The following is a 24,570-nucleotide window of genomic DNA, read 5'->3' on the forward strand; positions in this document are numbered from 1 at the left end:
CGGAGGGTCCCGAAGGGCCGCCAGGACGATCAACAACCCCGAGCCGATCGGCTGCCGGTCCGGTCCCATTCCGTCGGCTCATCCAACGAGCCGGCATCGCGCCGCAGGAGACAAGCACCATGAGTTTTCCCACACGTGTCCGGCTGGTCGACGTTTCGCCCAGAGACGGCCTCCAGAACGAAAAATCCCCGGTGTCCGCAGCGGTCAAGACCGAGCTGGTGGGCCGGCTGGAACTGGCGGGCCTGCAGGCCATCGAGGTGACCAGTTTCGTCAGTCCCAAATGGGTGCCCCAGATGGCCGACAACGCGCAGGTGATGGCCGGCCTGCAGCGCCGGCCCGGTATCGTGTACTCGGTGCTGGTGCCCAATATGAAGGGGCTGGAGGCGGCCCTGGCGGCGCCGCGCGAGCAATGGCCCGACGAAGTGGTGGTGTTCGGTGCCGCCAGCGAGGCCTTCAGCCAGCGCAACATCAATTGCTCGATTGCCGAGAGCATCGCGCGTTTCGAGCCGGTCGTGCAGAAGGCCCGCGAGCTGGGCATCCATGTGCGGGGTGCGATTTCCTGCGCGGTCGGCTGTCCCTACGAGGGCGACGTGGCGCCGGAACGCGTCGAACAGGTGGCCGGCCTGATGAAGGCGATCGGCGTGCAGCACGTGGGCGTGGCCGACACCATCGGCGTGGGCACGCCGCGCAAGGTGCAGCAGGCCCTGGAAGCGGCGCTTCGCCACTACGGGCTGGACGATGTCTCGGGCCATTTCCACGACACCTACGGACAGGCGCTGGCCAACACGCTGGCCGCGCTCGAAGTCGGGATCTGGCAATACGACGCTTCGGTCGCCGGCATCGGCGGCTGCCCGTATGCCAAGGGCGCGACCGGCAACGTGGCCACCGAGGACGTGGTCTATTTGCTGCACGGCATGGGCATCGAGACCGGCATCGATCTCGACCGGCTGGTCGATGCCGGCGTCTTCATCAGCGAGCAACTGGGCCGCGGCACGCAGTCGCGTGTGGCGCGTGCGCTGCTCAACAAACGCACGCTCTGACGCAACCTCCGACGGGCGCTCGAACCGCCCCCCGGCGACGGTTCACGGCGCTGCCGCAGCGGCCGGTTCGTCGGCGTCCGGCGCCAGATCGGCCTTGAGATCGGCCTTGAGATCGGCCAGGAAGGCCTGTGCCGCGCGCGGCAGTTCGCGGCCCACCAGCGTCTGAACCTCCATGTTGCGCAGCGCCAGGCCCGGGTCGCGCAGGGCGATGGCGACGAGGTCGCCACGGGCCACCTGGTTGCGGATCGAGAGTTCGCCCGCGATGGTGATGCCGTCGTGTTCGCGCAGAAAACCGAACAATCCTGCGATGTAGTTGCTGGTCAGTGCCGGCGTGACGGCCAGCCGCCGCAGGCTGCAGGCGATGTCGAAGAGCTGGCGCACGGTGGTGTCGGGCGAGGGCAGGGCCAGCGGATAGGCCAGCATCTGTGCCACGCCGATGCGGCGCAGCCGGGCCAGCGGATGTCCGCTGCGCATGACGGCGTAGATGGGCGCAGGCCGGATCAGCTCGACCCGGATGTCCTTCTCGACGGCCCGCGTGAAGGTCACGCCGATGTCGGCATCGCCCTGCACGACGCGGCGCGAGACGTCGGCCGGCGGCAGCACCTCCATGTGGAACTGCACGCCGGGATTCTTGTGCACGAAGCTCGCGATGAGCTGGGGCACGAATTCCATGGCGAACCCCTCGGTCGTCGCCACGCGCACGCGGCCGCGCTGCAGGCCTTGCAGGGCCTGGATGTCGTGCGCCACCCGTTCGGCCTCGTGCGCGGACTTGATCGCATGGCTGGCCAGCAGTTCGCCTGCAGCGCTGGGCACCATGCCGCGCGGACGGCGCTCGAACAGGCTGATGCCCATCAGGGCCTCGAGCTGGGTGATGTGGCGGCTGATGGCCGAGCCGGCCACGTTCAGCCGCACCGACGCTTCGGCAATGGAGCCACAGCGCACCACTTCGAGGAAATAGCGCAGCGACGTGTCCTGCAACTGGCGGGCGATGGCGGGCAGCGGGCGATGGGAGGGCATGCGGCAGTGTCGGTGGAAAGAACCGGACGGAGGGCAGGGAGAGCCTTGCCATTTTGAGAAGGAATTGGTCTAAAAACAATACGTGAGGCAAGCCGTTTGTGGCCTTCTTTTTGCGATGTTGATGTCATTTCCCGACTTCATCTCCTGAAAGGTCATGTCATGACGCATGTTTTCCCCAAGTTAGTGCGACGCGGGTCGCTGGCACTGGTTCTGGGCCTTCTTTCGGCGCCGGTGTGGGCTGGCAAATCGAACGACACGCTGGTCTACGCGTCGGACAGCGAGGTCGAGAATGTCAGTCCGTATCACAACAACATGCGCGAGGGCGTGATCCTGGCCAACATGGCCTGGGACACGCTGATCTACCGCGACGTCAAGACCGGCAAGTACCTGCCGTCGCTGGCCACGGCCTGGAAGTGGGAATCGCCGACTTCGCTGCTGCTCGATCTGCGGCAGGGCGTGACGTTCCAGAACGGCGACCGGTTCGGTGCCGACGACGTGGTCTACACCTTCAACGTCATCAACGGCCCCGATGCCAAGATCGCCACGCGCCAGAACACCGACTGGATCGCCCAGGCCGAAAAGGTGAGCGACAGCCAGGTGCGCCTCAAGCTCAAGGCACCTTTCCCCGCCGCCCTGGAATACCTGTCGGGCCCGACGCCGATCTACCCGTCCGCCTATTTCCAGAAAGTGGGTCTGGAGGGCTACAGCAAGGCGCCGGTCGGCACCGGCCCCTACCGGATCAGCGCCGTCACGCCCGGCCAGGGGGTGACCATGGTGAAGTACCCGGGTTACTTCAAGGACAGCCCCAAGGGCGCCCCGCGCATCGGGACCGTGGTCTTCAAGGTGATCCGCGATCCCGAAGCCCGTTCGGCCCAGCTCATGACCGGCGAAGTCGACTGGATCTGGCGGGTCCCCGCCGATCAGTCGGATGCGCTCAAGAGCATGCCCAACCTGCAGGTGCTCAGCGACGAGACCATGCGGGTGGGTTTCCTGACCATCAACAACAACGGCACGACGCCGGAGGCCGAACCCTTCAAGGACGAGCGTGTGCGGCAGGCCGTCAACTACGCCATCAACCGCAAGGGCCTGGCCGAGAATCTGGTGCGCGGCGGCAGCCAGCCGGTGTATGCCCCGTGTTTCCGCACGCAGTTCGGCTGCGACACGAGCAAGGTGGTGAAGTATCCCTACGATCCGGCCAAGGCCAAGGCGCTGCTCGCCGAGGCCGGTTATCCCAACGGCTTCGATACCGACCTGTGGGCCTACCGCGAGCGCGATTATGCGGAAGCCATGATCGGCGACCTGCGCAAGGTCGGCATCCGTGCGCGGCTGCATTTCGTGCAGTACCCGGCGCTGCGCAACGAGGTCCGCGCGGGCCGTGCGCCGCTGTCCTTCCAGGCCTGGGGATCGTTCTCCGTCAACGACGCGTCGGCCTTCGTGGGCAACTTCTTCAAGGGCGGTCCGGACGACACCGCCAAGGACCCGACCACCATCGCCCTGGTGCAGACGGCCGACGCCACGGTCGAGGCCAAGCCGCGCCAGGAAAAGTACGCCCAGGCCCTGCAGCGCATTTCCGAAAAGGCGATGTGGGCACCGCTGTTCACCTATTCCACCAACTACGCCTTCAGTTCCGACCTGAAATTCGAGGCCCAGCCCGACGAGCTGCCCCGTTTTTTCATGGCCAGCTGGAAGTGAGCGACGGCAACCGGCCTGAATCAACATGCTGATCTATGTCCTGCGCCGCCTGCTGGTGGCCCTGAGCGTGGTGCTGACGGTCTCCGTCGTCAGTTTCCTGCTGCTGCATCTGTCGGGTGACCTGGCCACCGCCATGGCCGGGCCCGAGTCGAGCGCGGCCGATGTCGAAGCCATCCGTGTGCAGTACGGATTGGACCGGCCCATGGTCGCGCAGTTCGGCGACTGGTTCTGGTCGGCGCTGCAACTGGATTTCGGCCGCTCGTTCTACTTCCAGAACACGGTGATGGAACTGATCGGCGAGCGCCTGCCGATCACGCTCAAGCTCGGCGGCGTGTCGCTGCTCCTGGCCCTGCTGGTCGCCGTGCCGCTGGGCGTGGCCGCGGCGGTCTACCGCGACTCGTGGGTCGATCGAACGGCCCTGGGCGTGGCGGTGATCGGGCAGGCCATGCCCAACTTCTGGTTCGCGCTGACCTTGATCGTGGTGTTCTCGGTCGGGCTCAAGTGGCTGCCGGTGGCGGGAAACGCCACCTGGCTGCACTTCGTGCTGCCCGCCGTGGCGCTGGGCTATTACGCCATGCCGGCCATCATGCGGCTGACCCGCGCGGGCATGCTCGACGTGCTGGGCTCGGACTACATCCGCACCGCGCGCGCCAAGGGCCTGAGCCGCTCGCGCGTGATCTTCAAGCACGCACTGCGCAACGCCATCATCCCGGTGGTCGCGCTGGCCGCCGTGGAACTGGGCTTCATGCTCGGCGGCTCGGTGGTCATCGAGTCGGTGTACTCGCTGCAGGGCCTGGGCCAGCTGGCCTGGGATTCCATCGCCCGCAACGACTATCCGGTGGTGCAGGCGGTGGTCCTGATCATCGCGGTCTTCTACATCGGCCTGACTTTCCTGGCCGATGTGCTCAACGCCGCGCTCGACCCGCGCATGCGCACCCGCTGAGGGCCGCGCAGCAGCCCCTTGTCCCGATCTCTGGAGCCAACGATCCATGTCTTCTTCCCCGATTCCGAACAGCCCGCGCCTGGACGTGTCGGCCGCCTTCGCGCCGGTCGCCGGCTGGCAGCGCCTGCTGCGGCGTGTGCTGGGCCACCGCGGGCTGGCCCTGGGCGCGGCCGTGCTGGGGCTGGTGGTGCTGGCGGCCGTGTTCGCCCCCTGGCTGGCGCCGCACGATCCCTATGCGCAGGACGTCACGCAGCGCCTGATCCCGCCCATCTGGCATGAAAAGGGCAGCTGGACCCATGTGCTGGGCACCGACAAGCTCGGACGCGACTACCTCAGCCGCCTGCTCTACGGCGCACGGGTCTCCTTGACGATCGGGGTCGTGGTGGCCCTGATCTCGGGGCTGATCGGCACCACGCTGGGGGTGCTTGCCGGCTACTACGGCGGCCGGGTCGATGCGGTGGTGAGTTACCTCATCACCACGCGGCTGGCCATGCCGGTGGTGCTGGTGGCACTGGCCATGGCCTCGCTGGTCGGCGGCTCGCTGCAGGTGGTGATCGTTCTGCTGGGCCTGCTGCTGTGGGACCGCTTTGCCATCGTGACGCGTTCGGCCACCCAGCAACTGCGGGATGCCGAGTTCATCGCGTCGGCCAAGACGCTGGGCGCCTCGACGCCCTACATCCTGGTGCGCGAACTGCTGCCCAACATCCTGGGCGCGCTCACGGTGGTGGGCACGCTCGAGATGGCGCACGCCATCCTGCTGGAGTCCACGCTGTCTTTCCTGGGGCTGGGCGTGCAGCCGCCGACGCCGTCGTGGGGCCTGATGGTCGCCGAGGGCAAGGCCTACATGTTCTTCCAGCCGTGGGTCATCATGATCCCCGGTGTGGTGCTGGCCCTGCTGGTGCTGGCGATCAACCTGGTCGGCGACGGCATACGCGATCTGGCCGCGCCCGAAGGCCGAAACTGAATCCGGAGTCTTTCCATGAGCCTTATTCTTGATGTTCGGAACCTGCGCGTCGAACTGCCGACGCCTCGCGGCATGCTGCAGGCCGTGCGCGGCATCGACCTGCAGGTGAACCGGGGCGAAATGCTGTGCCTGGTGGGCGAATCCGGTTGCGGAAAGTCCATGACCTCGCTGGCCCTGATGGGCCTGCTGCCGGCCAAGGCGCGGCGCAGCGCCGACCGCCTGGCGTTCTGCGGCGAGGATCTGCTGACGATGAACGAACGCCAGCTCAACGGCATCCGCGGTGCACGCATGTCGATGATCTTCCAGGAGCCGATGACCTCGCTCAATCCGTCCTTCACGCTGGGCGACCAGCTGTGCGAGGCCCTGCTGGCCCACCGCAAGACCAGCCGGGCCCAGGCCCGCGAGCGCGCGGTCTACCTGCTCGAGCGCGCAGGCGTGCCGCAGGCCTCGGATCGCCTGCGCCAGTATCCCCACCAACTGTCGGGCGGCCTGCGCCAGCGGGTGATGATCGCCATGGCCCTGATGTGCGGACCCGAGCTCATCATTGCGGACGAACCGACCACGGCGCTGGATGTGACCATCCAGGCCCAGATCCTGCGGCTGATCCGCGAGCTGCAGCAGGAGTTCGGAACGGCCGTCGTCTTCATCACGCACGACCTGGGCGTGGTGGCGCGCATCGCCGACCGCGTGTCGGTGATGTATGCCGGCCAGGTGGTCGAATCCGCCCCCGTGCAGCAGCTCTACGGGCAGCCGACGCACCCTTACACCCAGGGCTTGCTGGGCTGCATTCCGGTGCGCGGAAAGACCGAGCCCGGCAGCCGCCTGCAGGCCATTCCGGGTGTGGTGCCCAGCCTGATCGGTGCAGTCGAGGGCTGTGCGTTTTACAACCGCTGCCCGCAGGCCCGCCAGGCGTGCCTGTCGACCCCTGCGCTGCTGCCCCACGCCGGCCAGGCCGCGCATGCGGTGCGCTGCGTGCAGGCGCACGGCGGCGACCAACTGAGGGCTGCCGCATGAACGCCATCCCCATGCCCGCCGTGGCGCCGGCCGAAGCCGACCCGTTTGCCCATGCACCGATCGCCCTGGAGCTGTGTGCCCTGACGCGGCGCTTCAAACTCAAGCGCGGCCTGTTCAAGGCGCCGGGCGAGATCCTCGCCGTCAACGACGTGTCCCTGCGCCTGCGCCGCGGCGAGACGCTGGGCCTGGTGGGCGAGTCGGGGTGTGGCAAGAGCACCCTGGCCAAGATGCTGCTGGGCCTGCTCGAACCGACCTCGGGCAACGTGCTCATCCACGGCAAGGAAGTCGATCCGGGCCAGCGCCTGGCGCAGGCCCGCCACATCCAGCCCATCTTCCAGGACCCGTACTCGTCGCTCAATCCGCGCCACACGATCGAACAGATCGTCTCCCTGCCGCTGCGGCTGCACCGACTGGGCGATGCCGCCGAGCAGCGGCGCCGGGTCCGGGAGATGCTGGACCTCGTGGGCATGCCCGAGCGCACGCACAGCCAGTACCCCGGCCAACTGTCCGGCGGGCAGCGCCAGCGCGTGGCGATCGCCCGTGCACTGGTGCTGCGCCCCGACATCCTGGTCTGCGACGAGCCGACCTCGGCCCTGGACGTCTCGGTTCAAGCCCAGATCCTCAATCTGCTGATGGACCTGAAGGCCGAGTTCGGCCTGACCTACCTGTTCATCAGCCATGACCTGGGCGTCGTCGAACACCTGGTCGACCGGGTCGCCGTGATGCACCGGGGGCGCATCGTCGAGCAGGGGACAAGGGCCCGGATCTTCGCCCAGCCGGAACACGCCTATACCCGTATGCTGCTGGCTTCGGCCCTGACGCCCGAGCCCGGCCTCGGCCTGCCCGACTTCACCCGCGAGGCCCTGCCGGCCTGAGCGGCAACCACCCGTCAACCCGGCCGGGCACGCGGCTGCCTGCCCGACCACCACGCCAGAAGGACCCCCATGAGCCGCGCGCTTGCCATTGCCAACACCCTGGACCACTTCGACAGTGGCGCCTTTCTGCAGACGCTGTCCCGCCGCGTCGCTTTCCGCACGGAAAGCCAGGAAGCCGGCCGTCTCGACGTGCTGCATGCCTACCTCGACGAGGAGATGATTCCCCATCTCGAAGCGCTGGGTTTTTCCTGCACCAAGCTGGACAACCCGGTCGCCGGAAAAGGTCCTTTCCTGATGGCCGAGCGCCTGGAAGACGCGGCCGCCTTCACGCTGCTGACCTATGGTCACGGCGATGTGGTGCGCGGCCAGGACAAACAGTGGCGCCAGGGGCTGGCTCCCTGGACGGTGGTGGTCGAAGGCGACCGCTGGTACGGCCGCGGCACCGCCGACAACAAGGGACAGCACACGATCAACCTGGCCGCGCTGGCGCAAGTCATCGCGCTGCGCCAGGGCCGCCTGGGCTACAACGTGAAGATCATCTTCGAGATGGGCGAGGAATCCGGTTCGCCGGGCCTGGCCCAGGTGATCGCCGAACAGCGCGAGGCCCTCGCTGCGGACCTGTTCATCGCCTCCGACGGGCCACGGGTCTCGGCCGGGCGCGCCACGCTGTTCCTGGGCTCGCGCGGCGTCTACAACTTCGGGCTGCGCCTGAAGCTGCGCAGCAGCGGTCACCATTCCGGCAACTGGGGTGGACTGCTGTGCAATCCCGGCATCCGGGTGGCGCATGCCATCGCCAGTCTCGTGGGGCCGCGCGGCGAAATCCGCGTGCCTGCGCTGCTGCCGCCCGAGATCCCGGCCAGCGTGCGTGCGGCACTCACCGACATCGACGTGGGCGGCGGGCCGAACGATCCCGAGGTCGACCCGCAGTGGGGCGAACCCGGCCTGACGCCCGCCGAACGGGTGATCGGCTGGAACACGCTGGAAGTGCTGGCCTACACCACCGGCAATCCCGATGCGCCCGTGCACGCGATTCCCGGCGAGGCCATGGCCCATTGCCACATGCGTTACGTGGTGGGCAGCGACGTCGGCAATTTTCAGAAACACATCCGCGAGCATCTCGATGCCGAGGGTTTCGAAGACATCGAAATCGTTGCTTCGGATGTGCGCATGCCTGCGACCCGTCTCGATCCGAACGACCCCTGGGTGCGCTGGTGCCTGTCTTCCATCGAGCACACCACACGCCAGCGGCCTGCGCTGCTGCCCAATCTGGGGGGATCGCTGCCCAACGACGTGTTCTCCGCCACGCTGGGCCTGCCGACGCTCTGGGTGCCGCATTCGTATCCCGCTTGCTCGCAGCATGCGCCCGACGAACACATCCTGGTCGACACCACCCGCGAGTCGCTGGCCATCATGGCCGGACTCTTCTGGGACCTCTGCGAGCAGGGTCAGGCCGTGCACCGGGAACGCGCATGAGCACGACCGATCTGTCCGCCGCGCTGGCCTGGCTGTCGGATCAGGGGGCGGCCATGGAGCAGGCCCTGGCGCAACTCGTGGGAATCGACTCGAACAGCCATGACAAGGCGGGCACGGATGCCGTGGCCGATGCCATGGCGGCCTGGTTCACAGGCCACGGTGTCGATTGGGAACGCGCCCCCGAGCCCGCACAAGGCGATGCGCTTGTCGCACGCCTGGCGGGCAGCCGGCCCGGCGCGGCGCCGGTGCTGCTCATGGGGCACCGCGATACCGTCTTTCCCACGGGGACCGTGGCGCAACGGCCTTACCGGCGCGAAGGCGACAGGGCCTACGGCCCCGGCGTGGCCGACATGAAATCCGGCCTGGTGCTGCAAGCCTTTGTGCTGATGGCGCTCAAGCATGCGCCGGCGCTGCCGTTTCCCGTCGTCGGCCTGTTCACGGCCGACGAGGAAATCGGTTCGGCCCGTGGGCGGCTGGCCATCGAGTCCTGGGGCCGTGGCGCCCATGCCGCGCTCAATGCCGAGCCTGCGCGTGTCACGGGCAACGTGGTGTCTGCGCGCAAGGGCGGCGCCACGATCCGCATCGCGGTTCGCGGGCGTGCCGCGCATTCGGGCGTCAACCACGCCGAAGGGGCCAGCGCCATCGGCGCGCTCGCCATCAAGGTCCAGGCCCTGCATGCGTTGACCGACTACGCCAGCGGCGTGACCACCAACGTCGGCCTGATCGGCGGCGGGCTGTCGAGCAATACCGTGGCTCCCGAAGCCGAGGCCCGGCTCGACGTGCGTTTCTGCACGGCCGCGCAGCGTCTGGCGCTGCTCGAGGCCGTCGACGCCATCGTGAAGCGCACCGATGTGCCTGGAACCGACGCCTCGTTCGACGTCGTGTCCGAGTTCCTGCCGCTGGAGCCGCGCTGCAGCGAGGCCCTGCTGGCGCTCTACCAGGAGAGCGCACGGGCCAGCGGTTTCGAGGTCGAAGGGGAGTTCACGGGCGGCTGTTCGGATGCCGGCTTCACGGCAGCGATGGGCATTCCCACGCTCTGCGGACTGGGGCCGGTCGGCGCCAAGGCCCATACCGAGGATGAGTACTGTCGTCTCGAGACCTTCGTGCCGCGGGCGCAGGCGGTTCTGCGCATGCTGGGCCGCATGGCCGATTCGGTGGCGTGAACGCGCCGGCCTGATTCGTCCGGGCGCCTGGCGGCTCTTCGCCGCATCGGCCGGTGCGGCGCGATCGGCCCGCAAGAGGGTCAGATCGACGCCGTCGAAGCGATGCTGGCCCAGTGCCGCTGGCGGTCGTCCGCCTGGTGTCTGGCCTCGCTCTCGCACACCGCCAGCGCACGGTCGACGATGCGCTGTGCACCGGCGGGGCCCCCGCCATGCCATCCCACGGGGCCTGCCGGGTGGGTGTCGTCCCATCCCAGCGTCTCGAACGGGCGTGTCGGCGGCAGCAGTGAACGCCATGTCTCGGGCACGCTCCGGGGCGCATCGGCCACCGCCAGGATCGGGCCTTGGCTGTGCGCCATCTGCGCCGCCAGGCCGGCCGCATCCGGCGAGGTTCCGGCCGTCTGGGCCGCACGCAGTGTGCCGGCGTAACTCGTCACGCTCCATACATCCACGGCCAGGCCATGGCGTTCACGCAGAACCAGGGCCGCGTCGAGCGCCGGTGCCAGGCTGGCGCCCGAGGCCAGCAACTGCAGGCGCACGGCACGCTCGGCCGCATCGGCCACCAGCAGGTAAAGCCCGCGCACGATGCCGGCGGCGAAGCTGCGCGGCAGGTCGGGCGAAGGCAGGGTGTGCGGCAAGACCCGGATGCACATCAGGCCGATGGGCAGTCCTTGCGTCCAGCGTGTCATGGCATGGGTCAGGAGCGCGGCGAGTTCGCCCGAGAACGCCGGCGTGTAGACGTGCACGCCTTCGGGCGTGTGCGATTGCAAGGGATGCGCCAGCGGGCTGTGCGACGGCGCGGTCTCGAGGATCAAGCCCTGCGCGCCCCTGGCGGCCGCGCTGGTCAGCAGGTCGGCCGCCCGCCAGGGCACCTGGCCGTGCGGGTCGTGAAGAAGGGGGAGGGGAGCGGGCGTGCCGGTGCGCCGTGCTGCCGCCGCCAGCCGGCCGGCCAGCCAGTCTTCGGTGCGTGCGAGGCAGTCCCGTGCCGGCTCGTGGGCCCCGGCCGCCGGTGCGCCGGACAGGGGTGGCCCGCACCAGTCGATGCCCGGAGCGCTGCCCGCCCACTGCGCCACGCAGGCAGCCAGGGTCTCCACCGGCCTGGCGTCTGGCGGCGGGGGGACGGTCCGGGGCTTCCAATCGCCGGCTGGCAGCGGGTGGGACATGGCGGGCGGTGCGGCGATCAGCCGTTGCGGAAGATGTAGCCGTAGGCGCTCAGCGCCGGGGCGCCGCCCAGATGGGCGTACAACACCTTCGAACCTTCGGGGAACTCGCCCAGCCGGACTTTCTCGATCATGCCGTGCATGGATTTTCCTTCGTAGACGGGATCCGTCATCATGCCTTCGAAGCGGGCGCTCAGGCGGATGGCTTCCAGCGTGCCTTCGCTGGGCAAACCGTACTCGGGGCCGCCGAAACGGGTGTCCAGCACCACGTCGGAGGCTTCGATGGGGCGGCCCAGCTCGACGATCTCGGCCGTGTGGCGTGCGATGCGCAGGATCTGCTCGTGGGTGCGCTCGGGCTTGGCCGAGGCATCGATGCCGATCACGCGGTCGGCGCGGCCGTCATCGGCGAAACCGACCACCATGCCCGCCTGCGTGCTGCCGGTCACGGCACAGGTCACGATGTAATCGAACTTGAAGCCGAGCTCGGCTTCCTGCTGGCGCACTTCTTCGGCAAAGGCGACGAAGCCGAGGCCGCCGTAAGGATGTTCGGAGCAGCCTGCCGGGATCGGGAAAGGTTTGCCGCCGGCCTTGCGCACGTCGGCCATGGCCTGTTCCCAGCTCTCGCGGATGCCGATGTCGAAGCCGGCGCTGTCGAGCCTGACCTCGGCACCCATGATGCGGGACATCTCGATGTTGCCGACGCGATCGTAGACGGCATCCGAGTAGTTGACCCAGTTCTCCTGGACCAGCACGCACTTGAGTCCGAGGTGAGCGGCGACCGCGGCGACCTGGCGGGTCTGGTTGGACTGCACGCCGCCGATCGACACCAGCGTGTCGTAGCCGCCGGCCAGTGCTTCGGGGATCAGGTATTCGAGCTTGCGGGTCTTGTTGCCGCCGAAGGCCAGGCCGCTGTTGCAGTCCTCGCGTTTGGCATACAGCTCGACCTTGCCGCCCAGGTGCTGGCTCAGCCGCTTGAGAGGCTGGATGGGCGTCGGGCCGAAGGTCAGGGGATAACGGGGGAACTTGTCGAGGCGCATAGGGGGCTCCAGGCGGTGGGCGGGGTGAGGGCCATGCGGGATGGCGATGACTCCATGATAGGAAAATGGCCGCGTAACAGGGTTGCGTTTTTTGTGTGTTCTGATTAATCATCGAGGGCAATGAATTGAATGTTGCGATATTGATTGTCTGAAAATGGTCAAAAGAGAAATTAAATTGCATGACAAGAGTGTCGATTCCGCAGTGGGCCCCGAGACGCTGGATCGCACCGACAAATCCATCCTGCGCTTGCTCCAGCGCGATGCGTCCCTGTCGAACGTGGCGCTGGCCGACAAGGTCAACCTGAGCGCACCGGCCTGCCTGCGGCGGGTCGAACGCCTGCGCAAGCTCGGGCTCATCCGCGCCACCGTGGCGCTGCTCAACCCCAAGGCGCTCGACCTCGGCACGCTGGTCATGATCGGCGTGGTGCTCGACCGCTCGACGCCGGATTCGTTCGCCGATTTCGAGAAAGCCGTGCAGAAGGTGTCGGGTTGTCTCGAATGCCATGTGGTCACCGGCGAGTTCGACTACGTGATGATGCTGCGCACGCGCGACAATGAGAGCTTCAACCGGCTGCACGCCGAACAACTGCTCTACCTGCCCGGGGTCCGCCAGATCCGCACCTTCATGGTGCTCAAGGAAGTGTTGTCCACGACCCATCTGCCCCTGTGACGCGAGCCTGCCCGCTCACGGGCACCGCTGGCAGGGTTGCCGTGTGTGGCCCGCCTTTGTCGTTTTTGTTTCTGCGAGATCCCTGACCATGTGTGGTTCCGAATTGATTGCCTTGCCCGCCGGCGCACAGCGCGTGGCGGCCTACCTCTCCGAACGCGGCCACGGCCAGATGCCGGTCATGCTGGCCGACTCCGCGCGAACGGCGCAGCAGGCTGCCGATGCGCTGGGCATTGAGGTCGGCCAGATCGCCAAGAGCATCATCTTCCGGCGCCTGCCCGACGATGTGGCCGTGCTGGTCGTGACTTCGGGCGACCGCCGCGTCGACGAGAACAAGGTCGCGCCGCTGGTCTGTGCCGAAGGACAGACGCTGGGCCGCGCCGATGCCGCCTTCGTCAAGGCCGCTACCGGGTTCTCGATCGGCGGCGTGTCGCCGGTGGCCCATGCCACGGCAGTGGCCACGCTGATCGACCAGGATCTCTCGCGTTTCGAGCAGATCTGGGCCGCCGCAGGCCATCCGCATGCCGTGTTTGCCCTGACGCCCGGCGAGCTCGCGACGCTCACCCAGGCCCCCGTGGCCGACGTGGTGGTGCGGGCCGCCTGAAGTTCTCGGCTTGTGAATGCGCCGTCCGGATCCGAGGGATGGCGAATTTCAGCGTAAATCCAGTACTGGGACTTACCCTTGTCCGGTGCTGGAAACCGTGATTTATCCGCATCGTGAAATGAAAAGTCCGGGTTAGTCCCGAACTTGTAAGCCAACGTTCAGCGATCCGTCAGACTTCGGTCAGCCCTTGTCCACATAGTGCGTTCAACACGGTCCATTCGTGCCCGTGGCAACAATATGAAGGAGACAGGATCATGGCGACTGTTGTGGCTGGACGGGCGACTCCGCGCCCCATGACGCCGGAGGAGCGAAAGGTCATTTTTGCCTCTTCGCTCGGCACGGTGTTCGAGTGGTACGACTTTTACCTCTATGGTTCGCTGGCGGCCATCATCGCCGTGCAGTTCTTCTCGGGCCTCGACCCGACATCGGCCTACATCTTCGCGCTGCTGGCCTTTGCCGCCGGCTTCCTGGTGCGGCCGTTCGGCGCTCTGGTGTTCGGCCGGCTCGGCGACATGATCGGCCGCAAGTACACCTTCCTGGTCACCATCCTGCTGATGGGCGCGTCGACCTTCATCGTCGGCATCCTGCCCAACTACAACAGCATCGGCATCGTCGCGCCCATCATCCTGATCGTGCTGCGCATGCTGCAGGGCCTGGCTCTGGGCGGCGAGTACGGCGGTGCGGCCACCTATGTGGCCGAACACGCGCCGATGGGCCGCCGGGGGTTCTACACCTCCTGGATCCAGACCACGGCCACGCTCGGGCTGTTCCTGTCCCTCATCGTGATCCTGCTGGTGCGCCAGTTCACCGGCGAGAACTTCGAGACCTGGGGCTGGCGCATTCCCTTCCTGCTCTCCATCGTGCTGCTGGGCGTGTCGGTGTGGATCCGCCTGACGCTCAACGAGTCGCCCGCTTTCCAGAAGATGAAGGCCGAGGGCAAGACCTCCAAGGCCCCGCTCAAGGAGTCGTTCGGCCAATGGCGCAACCTGAAGATCGTGATCATCGCGCTGCTCGGCCTCGCCGCCGGCCAGGCCGTGGTCTGGTACACGGGCCAGTTCTACGCGCTGTTCTTCATCACCAGCATCGCCAAGGTCGACGCTACCACGGCCAACCTGCTGATCGCCGTGGCCCTGCTGCTGGGCACGCCGTTCTTTGTGTTCTTCGGTTCGCTGTCCGATCGCATCGGCCGCAAGACGGTGATCATGGCGGGCTGCCTGCTGGCTGCGCTGACCTATTTCACGGTCTTTCCCGCGCTGCTGGGCTACGCCAATCCGGCACTGAAGAAGGCCCACGAGACCGTGCAGGTGGTGGTGACGGCCGATCCGGCTGAATGTACCTTCCAGGGCAACCCGATTGCCCGCGAGATCGACTTCACCAGTTCGTGCGACATCGCCAAGCGTGCCCTGGTGACCAGCTACGTGCCCTACACCAAGATCGACGGACCCGCGGGCCAGCCTGCCACCATCCGCGTCGGCGACAAGGTGCTGACCTCGGTGACCGGCCGTCTCAACGAACGCGGCAATGCCTTTGCCCCGGAAAGCCGTGCACAGATCGACGCCTTCCGCAAGCAGGTCACGGGCACGGTCAGCGAAGCCGGCCTGACGGTCAAGGCCGACAAGGCGACCATGAACATGCCCATGGTGGTGCTGATCCTGTTCTTCCTGGTGCTGCTGGTGACCATGGTCTACGGGCCGATTGCCGCGGCGCTGGTCGAGCTGTTCCCCACCCGCATCCGCTACACCTCCATGTCGCTGCCGTATCACATCGGCAACGGCTGGTTCGGCGGCCTGCTGCCCACCACGGCCTTTGCCATGATCGCGGCGACGGGCGACATCTACTACGGCCTGTGGTACCCCGTGGTGGTGGCGCTCGGAACGTTCGTGATCGGTCTCTTCTTCCTCAAGGAAACCAAGGACGTCGACATCTTCGCCAACGACTGATACACCGCGGGTACCCCGATCCCCGCAGAACGGGGGCCCGCTCTTTATCGGTTTTCTAGACTTCCATCGACATCACAGGAGCGTGCCATGGTGAAACTGGCCATCGGATTCATCGCCTTCGCGGCCATCGCCATCTATGTGCTCATGAGCACCGGCGGCAACATCGACCTCACCGGCGAGAAGCACGGTGCGGCAACGGCCGCCGGGCAACACCTGGCCTGAGCAGCCGGCGGCCCGGCGGCGGCCGCGAGCCGTTCGGCCGAACGCTCGGCGCGGAGGCATCGACCTCCGATTTCCCAAGCCCGGACCTGCTCCGGGCTTTTTTCATGGCCCCCTGCCGTGAACGCAGAATGCAGGATAAATATCCAGTTCTGTATAAAAACCCAGTCTGCCGTAGGGCTACAGGCTGTCGGCCGACCCGCTCGGCATCCCCGTCCTAGAATGTTTGCCCTCACGTAGCAAAGGGCGGCAGACATGACGCAAGGCTCCATCCGCATTCGCGGCGCACGGCAGCACAACCTCAAGAACATCGATCTGGACATCCGCATCGGCGAGCTCACGGTGGTCACCGGACCCTCGGGCTCGGGCAAGTCCAGCCTGGTCTTCGACACCCTCTATGCCGAGGGGCAGCGCCGTTATGTCGAGACCTTCTCGGCCTACGCGCGCCAGTTCCTCGACCGCATGGACAAGCCTGCCGTCGATCGTGTGGAAGGGGTGCCGCCGGCGATTGCCATCGACCAGACCAATCCGGTGCGTTCCTCGCGCTCGACGGTGGGGACGATGACCGAGCTCAACGATCACCTGAAACTGCTGTTCGCGCGTGCGGCGCAGCTGTTCGATCGACGCACCGCCCAGCCGGTGCGGCACGACACACCCGCCAGCATCTACCAGTCGCTGCTGGAGCGCAGCGCCGCCCAGGGCGACCCGCGGCTGGTGCTGACCTTTCCCGTCGAGCTGCCCGCCAGCACCACCGCCGAGGAAGTCACGCAGTGGCTGTCGGCCAGCGGCTACACGCGGGTTCAGGCCGAACGCGAGATCGCCACGCCGGCCGGCCCTCACAAGCTGCTCGACGTGGTGGCCGACCGCCTGCGCGCCGGCACGGCCGAGCAGGTCCGCGTGATGGAGGCGATCGAGGTGGCGCTTCGGCGCGGCAGCGGACGGCTCAATGTCTATGTGCTGCCGGCCGACGGCGAGGGCGAACCCGAGCTGTGGCGGTTCTCGACCGGGTTGCATTGCCCCGATTCCGACATCCGGTATGCCGATCCCAAGCCGTCGCTGTTCTCGTTCAATTCGGCGCAGGGCGCCTGCCCGGCCTGCCGCGGTTTCGGCCGCGTGATCGGGGTGGACTACGGCCTGGTCATTCCCAACGAGAAACTCACGCTGCGCAACGGCGCCATCAAGACCTTCCAGACCCCGGCCTGGAAGGAGTGCCAGGACGACATGCTGCGTTATGCCGAGGACGCCGGCATTCCGCGCGACACCCCCTGGGCCCGGCTGACGCCGGATCAGCGCCATTGGGTCATCAACGGGTCGCCCAACTGGAAGGGCAACTGGAACAAGCAGTGGTACGGGGTCAAACGTTTCTTCGAGTACCTCGAGAGCAAGACCTACAAGATGCACATCCGGGTGCTGCTCTCGAAGTACCGCAGCTACACCCCCTGCGAGACCTGCGGCGGCGCCCGCCTGCAGACCGAGGCGCTGCTGTGGCGCATGGGCAGCCAGGCCGATGCCGACGCCGTGCTGCCGCCCGCCCAGCGCTTCATGCCGCAGGGCGTGGACTGGAGCCGTGACCAGCTCGAGGCGCTGCCCGGCCTGTGCGTGCACGACCTGATGCTGCTGCCCATGGAGCGGCTGCGGCGTTTCTTCGACGGCCTGTCGCTGGCCAGCCTGACCGAGGCCGAAGCGCAGGCCGCACGCCTGGTGCTCGACGAGATCCGCACCCGCCTGCGCTATCTGTGCGAAGTCGGCATCGGTTACCTCACGCTCGACCGGCAGAGCCGCACGCTGTCGGGCGGCGAGGTTCAGCGCATCAACCTCACCACCGCGCTGGGCACCTCGCTGGTCAACACGCTGTTCGTGCTCGACGAGCCCAGCATCGGCCTGCATCCGCGCGACATGAACCGCATCACCGTGGCCATGCACCGCCTGCGCGACGCCGGCAACACGCTGGTGGTGGTGGAGCACGACCCGGCCGTGATGCTGGCTGCCGACCGCATGATCGACATGGGACCCGGTCCCGGCGAGCGCGGCGGCCAGATCGTGTTCGACGGCACGCCGCAGGCGCTCAAGCACGCCGATACGCTGACCGGCGCCTACCTGGGCGCGCGCAAGCACGTGAGCATGGGCATCAAGCGCATGGTCACGGACAGCACGCCCCGCCTCATCCTCGAAGGGGCGAGCGAGCACAACCTGCGCGACGTGAGCGTCGATTTCCCGCTTCAGCGCCTGGTCGTGGTCACCGGTGTTTCGGGTTCGGGCAAGTCCACCCTGATCCAGGACGTGCTGGCCCCGGCCCTGATGCGCCATTTCGGCCGTGCCACCGAATCGCCGGGCCGGCACCAGCGGCTGCTGGGCGCCGATCACCTGGCCGACGTGGTCTATGTCGACCAGTCGCCCATCGGCAAGACGGCACGTTCCAACCCGGTCAGCTATGTCGGCGCCTGGGACGGCGTGCGCGAGATCTTTGCCGGCGCCCCGCTGTCGCGGGAGCGCGGCTACACCGCGGCCAAGTTCAGCTTCAACAGCGGCGACGGCCGTTGCCCGACCTGCGGCGGTTCGGGCTTCGAGCACGTGGAGATGCAGTTCCTTTCGGACGTCTACCTGCGCTGCCAGGACTGCAACGGCCAGCGCTACCGGCCCGAGGTGCTCGAGGTCCACATCGAACGCCAGGGGCGTTCGCTCAACGTGGCCGATGTGCTGGGCCTGACCGTGAGCGAGGCAGCCACGCTGTTCGCAGGCGATCCGGAAGTCATCCGGGCACTGCAGCCCATCGTCGACGTCGGGCTCGAGTACGTCAAGCTCGGCCAGCCCGTGCCCACGCTGTCGGGCGGCGAGGCGCAGCGTCTCAAGCTGGCCGGTTTCCTGGCCGAGGCCGCCCGGACCGGCAGCTCCAGCCGCCAGCCCGTGGCGCGCAAGGGCACGCTGTTCCTGTTCGACGAGCCGACCACGGGGCTGCACTTCGACGACATCGCCAAGCTCATGCGGGCCCTGCGCCGGCTGCTCGAGGCCGGTCATTCGCTGGTCGTGATCGAGCACAACCTCGATGTGATCCGCGCCGCCGACTGGCTCATCGACCTGGGGCCCGAGGGCGGCGAGGCCGGCGGCCTGATCGTGGCCCAGGGCAGCCCCGAGGAGGTGCGCCGCCACGCCAGCTCGCACACCGCGCAGGCGCTGCGCGACTACGACGTGGTGATGGGCATCGTCGACGCACCGGCAGCGGCCGTGCACGAACGCACGGCGACCTATGCGGTGGCCGTCGATGGCGCCGAAGACCGCTCGGTACCGCTCAACCGCGGCAAGAAGACCTTCTCCGAGCACATCCAGATCGTCAATGCGCGCGAGCACAACCTCAAGTCGCTGTCCGTCGACATCCCGCGCGGCAAGTTCACGGTGGTCACCGGGGTTTCGGGTTCGGGCAAGTCGACGCTGGCCTTCGACATCCTCTTCAACGAAGGGCAGCGGCGTTACCTCGAATCGCTCAATGCCTATGCCCGCTCCATCGTGCAGCCGGCCGGGCGCCCCGAGGTCGATGCCGTGCACGGCATTCCGCCCACCGTCGCCATCGAACAGCGGCTGAGCCGGGGCGGGCGCAAGTCCACCGTGGGCACCACCACCGAGGTCTGGCATTTCCTGCGCCTGCTGTACGTCAAGCTCGGCGTGCAGCACTGCATCCACGACGGTGCGGCCGTGCAGCCGCAGACCGCCGACAGCATCGCGGCCCAGTTGCTCAAGCGCTACAAGGGCCAGCACATCGGGCTGCTGGCACCGCTGGTCGTCAACCGCAAGGGCGTCTACACCGAACTCGCGGACTGGGCGCGGCCGCGCGGCTACACCCACCTGCGCGTCGACGGCGAGTTCCTGCCCACCACCGGTTTCCCGCGCATCGATCGTTTCAAGGAACACACCATCGAACTGCCCGTGGCCGACCTGATGGTGAATGCGGCCGGCGAGGCGCTGCTGCGCGCACAGCTGGCGCGCGCCATCGAGCTGGGCAAGGGCGTCGTTCATGTGCTGGCGCCGCTCGACGGCCTGCGGGCCGACATGGCGCAAGGCGGCTCCGGCAGCGGCCTGGGCCGCATCGAGGTCTTCTCGACCCAGCGCGCCTGTCCCGTGTGTGCCACCAGCTACCCCGAGCTGGATCCGCGCATGTTCTCGTACAACAGCAAGCACGGCTGGTGCCCCGACTGCGTGGGCACCGGCGTGCGCCTCGACAAGGATCAGCGCAAGGCCTACGACGACTCCGTCATCGACGACAAGGATCGCGGCCGCGAGCAGAGCTTCGCCGAGCCCGAAGTCGAAGGCGTGGGCGAGGAGACCTGCCCGGGCTGCAACGGCACGCGGCTCAACGCCACGGCACGCGCCGTGGTCTTCCAGGAACAGTCCATCACCGATGTGGCCCAGTTGTCGGTCGACGACATCCAGGCCTGGGTGGATGGCCTGGCCCTGGCGGGCCGTGAAGCCGGTATTGCACGCGACCTGGTGCCCGAGATCGCGGCCCGGCTGTCCTTCCTGCGTGAAGTCGGCCTGGGCTACCTCACGCTGGATCGCGGCGCGCCCACGCTGTCGGGCGGCGAGGCCCAGCGCATCCGGCTGGCCGCGCAACTGGGCAGCAACCTGCAGGGCGTGTGCTACGTGCTCGACGAGCCGACCATCGGCCTGCATGCCCGCGACAACCAGATCCTGCTCAAGGCCCTGCATACCCTCAGCGAAAAGGGCAACACGCTGGTGGTGGTCGAGCATGACGAGGACACCATCCGGCGCGCCGACCATGTCATCGACATCGGGCCCGGCGCCGGCAAGCGCGGCGGACGCGTGGTGGCCCAGGGGACGGTCGCCGAACTCATGGCCGATGCCGACTCGTTGACCGGCCGCTATCTGGCCCGCCCCATCCAGCATCCGCTGCACGCGCGCCGCGAGGTGGCGATGAAGGGCGACCATGCCGTGCAGTGGCTGTCGCTGCGCGGCGCCTCGCTGCACAACCTGCGGCAGGTCAACGTGCAGGTGCCGCTGCGGCGGCTGGTCGCGGTGACGGGCGTGTCGGGTTCGGGCAAGTCCACGCTGGCCCGGGATGTGCTGCTGACCAACGTGCATGCGGCGGTGTCGCAACGCACCACCAAGGCCGGCCGCGAAGCCGACGATGCCGGACGCCACCCGCAATGGACGGGCTGCTCGGCGCTCGACGGCTACCAGGTGGTCGACCGGGTGCTCGAGGTCGACCAGACGCCGATCGGCAAGACGCCGCGCAGCTGCCCGGCGACCTACATCGGTTTCTGGGACACCATCCGCAAGCTGTTTGCCGAGACGCTCGAGGCCAAGGCCCGCGGTTATGCCGCCGGCCGTTTCTCGTTCAACACCGGCGACGGCCGCTGCCCGGCCTGCGAGGGCGCAGGCGTGCGCACCATCGAGATGAGTTTCCTGCCCGACGTGAAGGTGCCCTGCGACGTCTGCCACGGCGCACGGTTCAACGGCGAGACCCTGGCCGTGACCTGGCGCGGCAAGAGCATCGGCGAGGTGCTGCAGATGGAGGTCGACGAGGCCGTCGAGTTCTTCGCCAGCATGCCCGCCATCGGCCATCCGTTGCAGTTGCTCAAGGACGTGGGACTGGGATACCTGACCCTGGGCCAGCCGTCGCCCACGCTGTCGGGCGGCGAAGCCCAGCGCATCAAGCTGGTGACCGAGCTGTCGAAGGTGCGCGACGACGTCACCCGGCGCGGCAACAAGGTGCCGCACACGCTCTACGTGCTCGACGAGCCCACCGTCGGCCTGCACATGGCCGACGTGGAGAAACTCATCCATGTTCTGCACCGGCTGGTCGACGGCGGCCACAGCGTGGTCGTCATCGAGCACGATCTGGACGTCATCGCCGAAGCCGACTGGATCATCGATCTCGGCCCCAACGGCGGCAAGCACGGCGGCGAGGTGGTCGCGGCCACGACGCCCGAGCGTGTGGTGCAGCTGGGCACCCACACCGGCGTGGCGTTGGCACCCGTACTGGCGCGCCATGGCGCGGCCGTGACGGGCCGATGACAGCCGGCCATACCGGCCCTGCGCACCCCCGAAAAACTTTGAGAGGGTTCGCAGGGCCGGGCTGGTGCACAATGCGCGCATTGTTTTTTTGACTGACCACACGGACTCGACATGACCGACACCACGTTGATCGCGCCGCGGGACAAGGCGGAAATCCTGGCCCAGGCACTGCCTTACATCCGAAAGTTCCACGGCAAGACCATCGTCATCAAGTACGGCGGAAACGCCATGACCGATCCTGCGCTGCAGGCCGATTTCGCCGAAGACGTGGTGCTGCTCAAGCTCGTGGGCATGAATCCTGTCGTGGTGCATGGCGGCGGACCGCAGATCGAGACCGCCCTCAAGCGCCTGGGCAAGCAGGGCCAGTTCGTGCAGGGCATGCGCGTGACCGACGCCGAAACCATGGAAGTGGTCGAATGGGTGCTGGCCGGCGAGGTGCAGCAGGACATCGTGGGCCTGATCAACCAGGCCGGCGGCAAGGCCGTGGGCCTGACCGGCCGCGACGGCGGCCTGATCCGTGCGCGCAAGCTCAAGCTGCTCGACAAGGACGACCCCAACAAGGAACACGACGTCGGCCAGGTGGGCGACATCGTCTCCATCGACCCCAGCGTGGTCCAGGCCCTGCAGGACGATGCCTTCATCCCGGTGATCAGCCCCTTGGGCTTCGGCGAGGACAACGAGAGCTACAACATCAACGCCGACGTCGTGGCCAGCAAGCTGGCGACGGTGCTCAAGGCCGAAAAGCTGATGATGCTCACCAACATCCCCGGCGTGCTCGACAAGGCGGGCCAGTTGCTGACGCAACTGACCTCGCGCGAGATCGACGAGCTCATCGCCGACGGCACCATCTCGGGCGGCATGCTGCCCAAGCTGGCCGGCGCGATCGATGCGGCCAAGAGCGGTGTGAACTCCGTGCACATCGTCGACGGCCGCGTGCCGCATGCCATGCTGCTCGAGATCCTGACCGATCAGGCCTACGGCACCATGATCCGCTCGCACTGAGCCATCCCGGCTGCCTGCACGCGCCACAGCGCGACTGCGTCGTTCCTGTCGGAGGAAGAAAGAACCATGCGATGACGGAGCACTTGCCCGCCACTCCCCACCCGGCCCTCGACGAGCCGGCCCCGAACGGACTTTCGAGGCACGGGGCCGACGCGTCGCCCCCGTCTGCGCCGGCCGCCGAGTCCGAAGACCCGTCAAGGCGGCGTCCCAAGCCCGGTGAACGCCGGGCTCAGATCCTGCAGGCCCTGGCGGCCATGCTCGAGCAGCCGCATCCCGAACGCATCACCACGGCGGCCCTGGCCGCGCGGCTGGGCGTGAGCGAAGCCGCCCTCTACCGCCACTTCGCCAGCAAGGCGCAGATGTTCGAGGGGCTGATCGACTTCATCGAACAGTCGGTCTTCACGCTCGTCGGCCAGTTGCACCAGCGGGTGGAGGCCGGCGAGATGGCCGCCGACGCCGTGGCGCCCCAGATGGTCGCCCTGCTGCTGCAGTTCGGCGAGACCAATCCCGGCATGACACGCGTCATGGTCGGAGATGCCCTGGTCTACGAGAACGAGCGGCTGCAGGCACGCATGAACCAGTTCTTCGACAAGATCGAGGCGGCGCTGCGCCAGGCCCTGCGCGACCGTTTTCTGGCGGCCGGCGATCCGGCGCCCACGGCCCAGGCTGCGATCCAGTCGGGCGTGATGGCCGCCTTTGCGGTCGGACGCCTGCAGCGTTTCGTGCGCTCGGGTTTTCGCCTGCGCCCCACCGACCATCTCGCCGAGAGCCTGGTCCTCCTGTCCCGTTGACCCTGCAAGAAAGCGTGCTGCCATGAAACTCGTCCGCTACGGCGCTCCCGGCAAGGAAAGACCCGGTCTCATCGACGCCGAAGGGCGCTTGCGCGACCTCAGCGCCCTGTGGCCGGATATCGGCCCCGGCCAACTGAGCGACAAGGCCCTGGCGAGCCTGAGCAAACGCAAGGTCGAGTCGCTGCCCCTGGTGCGTGGCAAGCCGCGCCTGGGCGCCCCGGTGACGGGCGTGGGCAAGTTCGTGGCGATCGGCCTGAACTACCGCGACCACGCCATCGAGTCCGGCCTGCCGATTCCCCAGGAACCCATCGTCTTTCTCAAGGCCACCAGCTGCATCCAGGGCCCGAACGACCCGGTGATGCTGCCCAAGGGCTCGGTCAAGACCGACTGGGAGGTGGAACTGGGTGTGGTCATCGGCACCCGGGCCAGCCACGTGACGCAGAAAGATGCGCTGTCGCACGTCGCCGGTTATGTGCTGGTCAACGACGTGAGCGAGCGCGAGTTCCAGATCGAACGCGGCGGCACCTGGGACAAGGGCAAGGGCTGCGACACCTTCGGTCCGATCGGCCCCTGGCTGGTCACGCGGGACGAGCTGCCCGAGCCGCAGCGCCTGGAGGCCTGGCTCGATGTCAACGGACAGCGCCGGCAGTCGGGCAACACCCGCACCATGATTTTCAGCGTCGCCAAGCTGGTGAGCTACGTGAGCCGTTTCATGACGCTGGAGCCCGGCGACATCGTCACCACCGGCACGCCGCCCGGCGTCGGCATGGGCATGAAGCCGCCGCAGTACCTGCGCCAGGGCGATGTCATGACGTTGGGCATCACCGGACTGGGCGAGCAGCGGCAAGAGGTCGTGCCGTTCGCGAAGCCCGCAGGCCGGGCAGTGGCCGCCAAGGCGGTTCGAACGAGCCGCAGCGCTTCCGCTCCCGCCAAGGGCTGATTCCA

19 protein-coding genes are annotated in these 24,570 nt (G+C 67.6%); 16 read left to right on the forward strand and 3 right to left on the reverse strand.

Annotation, left to right across the window (positions count from 1 at the left end):
• Positions 1–119: 119 nt before the first annotated feature.
• Positions 120–1,040, forward strand: a complete 921-nt coding sequence (locus EC845_RS07045) for a hydroxymethylglutaryl-CoA lyase (protein ID WP_123296615.1) — start codon at positions 120–122, stop codon at positions 1,038–1,040.
• A 42-nt stretch (positions 1,041–1,082) separates the two neighbouring features.
• Here the strand turns inward: EC845_RS07045 and EC845_RS07050 are convergent, their stop codons facing one another.
• Positions 1,083–2,057, reverse strand: a complete 975-nt coding sequence (locus EC845_RS07050; protein WP_123296617.1) for a LysR family transcriptional regulator — start codon at positions 2,055–2,057, stop codon at positions 1,083–1,085.
• Between the two features lie 159 nt (positions 2,058–2,216).
• On the opposite strand from EC845_RS07050, the gene EC845_RS07055 reads away from it, so the two are divergent.
• The 7 genes from EC845_RS07055 to EC845_RS07085 all read left to right on the forward strand — a co-directional run bounded on the left by EC845_RS07055 (position 2,217) and on the right by EC845_RS07085 (position 10,181).
• The gene (locus tag EC845_RS07055) at positions 2,217–3,749 is read left to right on the forward strand and encodes an ABC transporter substrate-binding protein (RefSeq protein WP_123296619.1); all 1,533 of its coding nucleotides are present in this window, start codon (positions 2,217–2,219) and stop codon (positions 3,747–3,749) included.
• Positions 3,750–3,774: 25 nt separating this feature from the next.
• Positions 3,775–4,692, forward strand: coding sequence for an ABC transporter permease (locus EC845_RS07060; protein ID WP_123296621.1), 918 nt, complete (start codon positions 3,775–3,777; stop codon positions 4,690–4,692).
• A gap of 46 nt (positions 4,693–4,738) precedes the next feature.
• The gene (locus EC845_RS07065) at positions 4,739–5,656 is read left to right on the forward strand and encodes an ABC transporter permease (RefSeq protein ID WP_123296623.1); all 918 of its coding nucleotides are present in this window, start codon (positions 4,739–4,741) and stop codon (positions 5,654–5,656) included.
• 15 nt (positions 5,657–5,671) lie between these two features.
• Entirely contained in the window at positions 5,672–6,670 is a 999-nt protein-coding gene (locus EC845_RS07070) for an ABC transporter ATP-binding protein (RefSeq protein ID WP_123296625.1), read from the forward strand.
• Positions 6,667–7,545 carry an ATP-binding cassette domain-containing protein gene (locus tag EC845_RS07075; RefSeq protein ID WP_123296627.1) on the forward strand — a complete coding sequence of 293 codons (879 nt, stop codon included), beginning with the start codon at positions 6,667–6,669 and terminating at the stop codon, positions 7,543–7,545. The genes EC845_RS07070 and EC845_RS07075 overlap by 4 nt, the downstream gene beginning before the upstream one ends.
• 69 nt (positions 7,546–7,614) lie before the next feature.
• The gene (locus EC845_RS07080) at positions 7,615–9,018 is read left to right on the forward strand and encodes a M20 family metallopeptidase (protein ID WP_123296628.1); all 1,404 of its coding nucleotides are present in this window, start codon (positions 7,615–7,617) and stop codon (positions 9,016–9,018) included.
• Entirely contained in the window at positions 9,015–10,181 is a 1,167-nt protein-coding gene (locus tag EC845_RS07085; RefSeq protein ID WP_123296630.1) for a M20 family metallopeptidase, read from the forward strand. Before EC845_RS07080 ends, EC845_RS07085 begins: the two co-directional genes overlap by 4 nt.
• Positions 10,182–10,261: 80 nt before the next feature.
• Here EC845_RS07085 and EC845_RS07090 read toward each other — a convergent pair whose 3' ends face one another.
• The gene (locus EC845_RS07090) at positions 10,262–11,341 is read right to left on the reverse strand and encodes a hypothetical protein (protein ID WP_148077266.1); all 1,080 of its coding nucleotides are present in this window, start codon (positions 11,339–11,341) and stop codon (positions 10,262–10,264) included.
• Positions 11,342–11,358: 17 nt separating this feature from the next.
• Entirely contained in the window at positions 11,359–12,375 is a 1,017-nt protein-coding gene (locus tag EC845_RS07095) for a 1-aminocyclopropane-1-carboxylate deaminase (protein ID WP_123296634.1), read from the reverse strand.
• Positions 12,376–12,529: 154 nt separating this feature from the next.
• Here EC845_RS07095 and EC845_RS07100 point away from each other — a divergent pair, with 154 nt between their 5' ends.
• The 8 genes from EC845_RS07100 to EC845_RS07130 all read left to right on the forward strand — a co-directional run bounded on the left by EC845_RS07100 (position 12,530) and on the right by EC845_RS07130 (position 24,565).
• Entirely contained in the window at positions 12,530–13,045 is a 516-nt protein-coding gene (locus EC845_RS07100) for an Lrp/AsnC family transcriptional regulator (protein ID WP_123296636.1), read from the forward strand.
• Between the two features lie 88 nt (positions 13,046–13,133).
• The gene (locus tag EC845_RS07105) at positions 13,134–13,646 is read left to right on the forward strand and encodes a YbaK/EbsC family protein (protein ID WP_123296638.1); all 513 of its coding nucleotides are present in this window, start codon (positions 13,134–13,136) and stop codon (positions 13,644–13,646) included.
• Positions 13,647–13,900: 254 nt separating this feature from the next.
• Entirely contained in the window at positions 13,901–15,586 is a 1,686-nt protein-coding gene (locus EC845_RS07110; RefSeq protein WP_123296640.1) for an MFS transporter, read from the forward strand.
• A gap of 87 nt (positions 15,587–15,673) precedes the next feature.
• The gene (locus EC845_RS22750) at positions 15,674–15,808 is read left to right on the forward strand and encodes a hypothetical protein (RefSeq protein ID WP_255416895.1); all 135 of its coding nucleotides are present in this window, start codon (positions 15,674–15,676) and stop codon (positions 15,806–15,808) included.
• A 252-nt stretch (positions 15,809–16,060) separates the two neighbouring features.
• Complete coding sequence (uvrA, locus tag EC845_RS07115) at positions 16,061–21,832, forward strand: excinuclease ABC subunit UvrA (protein ID WP_123296642.1); 5,772 nt, start codon at positions 16,061–16,063, stop codon at positions 21,830–21,832.
• Positions 21,833–21,943: 111 nt separating this feature from the next.
• On the forward strand, positions 21,944–22,834 hold the full coding sequence (gene argB, locus EC845_RS07120; protein ID WP_123296644.1) for an acetylglutamate kinase: 891 nt from the start codon (positions 21,944–21,946) through the stop codon (positions 22,832–22,834).
• 71 nt (positions 22,835–22,905) lie between these two features.
• Positions 22,906–23,625, forward strand: a complete 720-nt coding sequence (gene slmA / locus EC845_RS07125) for a nucleoid occlusion factor SlmA (protein WP_123296646.1) — start codon at positions 22,906–22,908, stop codon at positions 23,623–23,625.
• A 22-nt stretch (positions 23,626–23,647) separates the two neighbouring features.
• Positions 23,648–24,565, forward strand: coding sequence for a fumarylacetoacetate hydrolase family protein (locus EC845_RS07130; RefSeq protein WP_123296648.1), 918 nt, complete (start codon positions 23,648–23,650; stop codon positions 24,563–24,565).
• The last annotated feature ends 5 nt before the right edge of the window (positions 24,566–24,570 follow it).

Source organism: Comamonas sp. BIGb0124 (genome assembly GCF_003752175.1).
Classification (GTDB): Bacteria; Pseudomonadota; Gammaproteobacteria; order Burkholderiales; family Burkholderiaceae_C; genus Comamonas_F.